The sequence below is a fragment of the Mesorhizobium sp. M0292 genome (assembly GCF_040321695.1).
GTDB lineage: Bacteria > Pseudomonadota > Alphaproteobacteria > Rhizobiales > Rhizobiaceae > Mesorhizobium.
Window position 1 is genome coordinate 87,404 of sequence record NZ_JAMYSB010000024.1, and the last position, 6,062, is coordinate 93,465.

5 protein-coding genes are annotated in these 6,062 nt (G+C 58.1%); 3 read left to right on the forward strand and 2 right to left on the reverse strand.

The annotated features are described in order from the left end of the window. The first annotated feature begins 31 nt into the window (after nucleotides 1–31). Genes NKI96_RS27040 through NKI96_RS27050 form a run of 3 tightly spaced genes read left to right on the forward strand, consistent with a single transcriptional unit; the run spans nucleotide 32 to nucleotide 1,334 of the window. Nucleotides 32–421, forward strand: a complete 390-nt coding sequence (locus tag NKI96_RS27040; RefSeq protein WP_352807043.1) for a Y4kA family protein — start codon at nucleotides 32–34, stop codon at nucleotides 419–421. Continuing rightward, the gene (locus NKI96_RS27045) at nucleotides 402–980 is read left to right on the forward strand and encodes a Y4kA family protein (protein ID WP_352807045.1); all 579 of its coding nucleotides are present in this window, start codon (nucleotides 402–404) and stop codon (nucleotides 978–980) included. The genes NKI96_RS27040 and NKI96_RS27045 overlap by 20 nt, the downstream gene beginning before the upstream one ends. Nucleotides 981–992: 12 nt before the next feature. Next, nucleotides 993–1,334: a hypothetical protein gene (locus NKI96_RS27050; RefSeq protein WP_023685868.1), complete on the forward strand. Its 342-nt coding sequence runs from the start codon at nucleotides 993–995 to the stop codon at nucleotides 1,332–1,334. 710 nt (nucleotides 1,335–2,044) lie between these two features. On the opposite strand, the gene NKI96_RS27055 is transcribed toward NKI96_RS27050, so the two are convergent. Then, nucleotides 2,045–3,352: a RusA family crossover junction endodeoxyribonuclease gene (locus tag NKI96_RS27055; RefSeq protein ID WP_352461192.1), complete on the reverse strand. Its 1,308-nt coding sequence runs from the start codon at nucleotides 3,350–3,352 to the stop codon at nucleotides 2,045–2,047. 414 nt (nucleotides 3,353–3,766) lie between these two features. Continuing rightward, nucleotides 3,767–5,233 (reverse strand): caspase family protein, encoded by a 1,467-nt coding sequence (locus NKI96_RS27060; RefSeq protein ID WP_352807047.1) that lies wholly within the window; start codon nucleotides 5,231–5,233, stop codon nucleotides 3,767–3,769. Nucleotides 5,234–6,062: the final 829 nt, after the last annotated feature.

Genomic DNA, 6,062 nt, shown 5'->3' on the forward strand with positions numbered 1-6,062 from the left:
ATCAAGGGCGGGCGTTATCTTGAAAAGGATATTGACGGCTGTCATAGCAGCACAAACTATGGTTTCCGGATGTGCTATAAGACCGTTGCCGGAAGAGGTGACGGGCGTTGATACGTTTGGAATCGTGAATCAAATCCGTTGTGAAATGCGCCAGAGCATTCGCAATACTCTTGTCGACTATTTGACTGGCGGGGAGGGGGTCGACGATCCTTCGCGGCAAATCGGACGCCAACTGAAGGCCTCTCCCGACGAAATTACTCGCTTCTCCCCCTCGGCGCTTACCGGCAATGCCAGAAAACTGGTGTCTCTATTTTGGTCAAGTGGTATCGCGTACAACTTTGAACTTGATATGAAATTGGACAACCAATTATCGGCATCTACATCGTTTCTGGCCCGCAAGATTGTTCGAGCTCGGAGTTGATGCCAGTTTGGATCGTTCCCGTCAGAACACGCGAGAATTTACCGTCACTGACAAAGTTGATAACTTAATCGCTCATCCGCCCTACGGGGGCTGTCGAGGCAAGATCGTCGGACCCAACTACATTTACCCGATCGCGGGTCAAATAGGCGTCGAGGGCATGCTGCACAATTTTGTCTACCTAAGCCTGCTCGGCAACTTGGCAGCTAAGAAAGACGCAACAGGAAGTGCACCGACTATTACTGAGGCCCTGAATTTCGAAACGACGATTAGCGGGGCGGCCTCCCCGAAGGTGGTGTTCAATCCCCTGCCAGAACGCAGCTTCCGGCTCGCAGAGGCAGGACTTGTTGCGGAAACAAAGCGCATCGACACGCATAAAGTTATCATCGGCTTGTCGATACCCGAGTCTGCTAACAGTGATTTCCGGGACGCCCGAGGCCAATACGAGGGGCAGTTCTTGTCAGCAACGGGCGACCCAACTTCACTAAACGCCGCGCGCGCTGTTGACCGCTCGATTGCGAGAAAGGCTTTCCAGACGGTTGTCCAGATAAACACTAACTAGGAAGGTATCTCCATGTCCGACCAATCGGATCCACGCAATCTTGTCACGTTCATGACGGCTGACGAGCCTGTGTCGTTTGCGGCGCGGGATATATTTCAAGTTCTCGATATGTATCGCAGACATGGCAAGGAACAGGTTTTTCGCGATTGGTTGGACAAAAACGGCCCGGGCGGCAGCTTAGAGATCCTTCTTCCCAAGGATACGGTAAATGCGTTGAAATTGGCTGTCGCGTCGGATCCGGCGCTGAGAGACGATCCGATCGCTCAGCGAATCATGAACCCGCCCCAGGCGATTGAGGGTCTGGATACGTTCTCCGCCCATTCCTCGTGTTGCGGCTTCTCCTCCGGCGGTTAGGAGGAAGCAGACGCCCAAAGGGTCGACTACAGTTGATGGCTTCTCATCCAGGCTGGCGTCATCGGTACGTCGATCATAGATCCCCGGACGCTGCTCAACTTGGGAGAAACGGGAGATAAGCGCCGACCGAAAATGGTGCGGAGCAAGGCTGCCTAGAAGGCATCCAGTTTGGGCTGGGGTTTCCTGGAAGCTTTTCGAACTTTCTGGGTCGCGCCTCAGCCCGAGTTGCGGGTGCTTATGGACAAAGTAGGATACTAGATTCGGCTTTTGATAGTGCGGAAGGCATCGACTTCTGGCACGTATTCCGCGGGCGTCAGCATCTCCTCCCGAGTTCTCTACGGTCTGAACGGCAGCCTCAGTTCGGCCGCTCCGATGATCGGTTAATTATCCTAAGAGCAGCCGTCAACGTGTAGCACTATGGTTCAGACACTATGTCGGCGCACACTTCACTACACCGTCCACCGTATCGCTGAGGAATATGTGGTTGACGTAGTGCCCGGTCGCCTCGGCATGTGAACCTGCAGTTGGCAGAAGCGTCTTGCCGGGATCGAGCAGCCGGCAGGCGACATACATCCCCCAGAAGCGTGTATCCGGCTCCCGCGCGTACTCGCCGACGAAGTTTGGGTCGGCGAAGGTCTCATAGACCGCGATCCATGGGCGGGCCCGAGACAGAACAAATCAACCAAGCTTGTCGTCCTTGTCCCGGATCATCACCATCGCTGTCGCTTACCAGACGTGCTCGACTGTGCATCAGCCCACTTGCGCGAGCACTCGTCGATACGGTCGAACGTATCGCCGCGTCCGTCCATATCCGCTACGAGCGCGACGCTGACGAAACCGGGTTCGCCCTCGACCGGTGGAAGCCGCCACGCCTCGTACCGCGTCACACCCTGTTTCGTGCCCGGAGGCGGCGTTGGGTTCGGACCCCATCGGTCCGCGAGAACGGGATCACGTCGGCGCAGTTCGTCGAAGTCGATCGTCCAACGATGATCGGTCACCGTGCCGAATGACGGGATGATCCGGGGCAGGAGGTAATCGCGGACGATGTTGTCCAGGTCGTGAAGCACTGCTGCGGGGGTCGCTGCGCTCGGACGTACCACCACCTGGAGAGCGACGGCGATCACCAGCGGACTGATGACCCAGTCCCACCGCTGCTTGAAGGCTGCGATCTCTTCCTCAACCCTGCGCTTGAAGGCCCCTGAGCTGCCCGGGGTGATCGGAAGGTCGCCCAGCTGAAGGCGCAGCTTGGACCGGCCGATCAGCAGCGCCCATTGATCGGGCGGCAGAATCGGCGTCGACCCTTCCGGACGCCCGTACATCCAACCGAGGACAGGGATGTCGATGCCGCTACACCCGAGCAGAGCGCGTTGCGCGCTCCAGCGAAGCATCTTGAAGTACGCGTCGTAGAAGTCGTCACCCAGCCGCTCGCGCTGCCCACGCTCATCGCGGATCAGGTTGCGAAGATCCTCCATAGCCTCTTCCTCTTGGTCCCACCGGTAGACGTCTCCATAATTCTCCATCTCGTCGACACGGATCGCTTCGGCCGCAAGCTCCATATCGTCGAGCAGCGCCGACAAGGGCCGGCCGGCCACATGGATCATCGGATAATCTTCGCCGTGCCGGCAGCTGACGGAGAGCGCCTGGATCTGAGCATCGTTCTTGTAGAGGAGGTGCCGACGCATTCCCGGCACCCCCGCCCGCCGTTTCCCGAGGAGATCCAGCAGGTTCTTCGCGATCGTGTGCGCCTGCGGCGCAGTTCGGCTGGTGGTCGCTAGGTCGATCTTCAGCGCGACGGGTCCATTGAACGGTGCCCGCGAGAAGGTCGCCATCTGTTCAGACACCGCTGTCTGGAACCGGTCTCGATCGGCGTCCCGCATCCTCTTTGACTGCGGCTCAATGTCATGCACCAACACACTCACGCCTCGCCTGGCGCGCTTGCGGTAGCGAGCGACCGCCAGGCGCTCGTCTCGAGCCCGATTGGTGCCCCGCCGCATCAGTTCTTCGATCTGGCTGGCCACGCTGGCTAACTCCCCCTGTGACATCGCGGCGAACATATAATGATCAGGGGCGCTCCGCGACCTTGCGAAAATGGTCGACGGACGTGATGCCTTAACAATCGGCGATCTGCGCGCCTGCATCGCTCATGTCAAGCAGGGCAGTCGTGCCGCGTCGAGATTGGGGCCTCAACGCGCTTCCGGAGTGCGCGCTGGACGGTCCATGCGATTGGGAACGATCGTGTGTTGCAAGGCAGCTTATCGTAGATATCGCCCGGGAGCAGACTGGCGGCTTCCGGCCCAAATCTGCCTCGGGAAATCCACATCCTCGCGCCGATCGGTCAGATCGACGCCAACGGCCAGCGCGGGGTGGTTTGCTGACATAGTTGTCGGGACTGGGGTTCTGCGCTCGCTGACACGATTTCACAGCTCCTCAGGCTATTTTTTTGAGACGCCCCAGCCATAGGGATACCGGATTGGATCGATGGGTTGAAGCGCCGGTGTGTATCTCACCTGCAGCAATCCCTTCGGGACGATCAGCTCCTTTGCGAGTTCCTCCTCGAAAGCGTCTTGGCTTACGCTTCGCGCCGGCGTCGGTTCGCCTTCCTCCACTGCATATTCAGGATCGCTCAGGCTAAAGACGTTCACCGTGTCGACGAACACGCCCGTGACCAGACGGCCGCGCTTCTCGGCCTTCGTGACGACCGACGCGGATAGCATATGGCCTTTGCCAGGCACCCTGTAGAAATCACCGTGCGCTCCGATCAGGGTTTCGGCGATGAACTCGAAGCTGTCCTTGAACTGCGGGAATTTCTCTAGCTCGAACGCATCGCTGAACATATTGCCTTTAATGGCTTCACGGAGTTCACCCCTCGAGTCGAAGAAAATCTCGTAAAGGATGCCATCGAGCAGCGGACGGATTTTTTCAGGCTTCATCCCGCTAGTCTTGCCTAAGAAATTCCGGATATAGGCTTCTGGCGATCGGGCGCCGCCATGCGCAGCCTGATAGATGTTGCGGCCCAAGACGAAGAGCGTCTCGTCCTTGACCGTGTTCGCGAAGGTCGGCGTCAGACGGTCCATCGCAGGGTTTTGCGTGTACCAGTCCACGCTCTTCAGGCCTCGGATGATTTGGTGTGAGGTTTTGCCTGGATCGAGCACGAAAAGGCTGTCCGCGAGTGATGACGACGCATAGGTGGTTACGAAGCTCATGGCGCTCGTGTTGAAATAGAAATCCCCGGCCAAGGAAGTGTGTTCCCAGGTAATTTGCTTCCCGTTGGTATCGGCGGCGACGGTGTTGCGCACGCGCTTGAAGACAGTCTCGATCGGAGTATCCGGCACGTCAATATGTTGCAGCAGCGCGCCGGTATACACGCCATTGCTGGACAACCCATCGGCCGCTATATGACCCGGCGACGTCGCATAGGCAATGATCGTCCCGCGCGGAGCGAAAACTGAGGCAAGCCCTCGATTTGCGCCCGATCGATGCCACGCAGCCTCGAACGGGTTTTCACGACACGCATCGAGAATGATGATCTTCGTGTCCGCCTTCGATCGGTCGAGGACATCGATGACTTGGTTGAGCGAAAGGGACGAATATTTCGCCTGGTTTTCACCTCCTGCATCCGTATCACAGGCGAAAAGGAAGTTCTCGCCGTCAATCTGGATGCCGTGACCTGCAAAGAAGACCAGAGCTACGCCGCCCGGCTGTATCGTGCCTTGGAATGTGCTCAGCGCGGTGCGCATTTGGACAAATGAGCCATCAGAAACCGATGTTAGACCAAACCCGTATTTTTTTAACTTCCTCGCGATCGCCGTCGCGTCATTGACGGGGTTTCTGAGCTTCTTTGTGTTCTGGCCGGTATAGTTGGCATTTCCAATGACAAGTGCTGCACGCTGTTGGATCAAGTACGGCCTCGGAGGTCTCTGCAGATGCTGATTGTTGGCGATGTCAGTACCATAGCCGCTTAAACCGCCGGCTGGAACAATTTACTCGTGGGGCGAGCTCCAAGGGTGCCGCCGCGCTTGAACCTGTCGCGAAGTACAGTTGAAATCTCGAATCGCGATTTAGAACTACGACGAGATTTTAGTCAGTCGCTAATGCGAGCTAGTGAACGACCGCTTCGGGGGTTGGAAGTCGCCGTTGAAACCAGGTTACGCTCAACGACAGCTATCCTCCAGCAATGATCCAAGAGCAGACCGTCTGGAATCGGCCCCAAAACTGCCGGTCAGAAATGCGCCTCATGCCGGTCAAAGAGACCTTGCCCGCCGTTCCTCCATAAGCAGACATTGCAGACCTACAAGGACGTCGCTTTTACGCCCGAAGCGCCGCTTCGGTTGGTCCTTCAGTGACCTGGCCGCCCAAGGGCGTCGTCCTCCACGGCCCGACCTCGTCCGCAACTCATCGTTGCCGCCAGCGGCTCTGCTCCTGGCCTTCCCGCGATGACCGAGCGGGTAGTGAAACATCATGGTCAAGCCTGAAAAGCAAGGTCCAACCTAGCCGCCTTTCCAGGCCTGCGTCATCATCGTCCAGCAGTCCAGGATCCTGCGTGCGCCAGCAGGGACCGTCGGGTCGGCCGGCCGCACAGTTTTTCATCCCGCTGGAACATTGGCGAAGGAATGCAGTTGGTCTCGCTGCAGATGCCGCCGCGCGGTGCCTGTGGGCGATTGGTGGCAACACCTGATCGGCCGCCGCTCCTTTACGAGGCGGCTTAGCGTGTGAGCCAATCCTGCAGCA

Excerpts from the sequence above, each read along its gene's own strand:
- NKI96_RS27050 (WP_023685868.1), top strand. The coding sequence starts at position 993 with ATGTCCGACCAATCGGATCCACGCAATCTTGTCACGTTCATGACGGCT.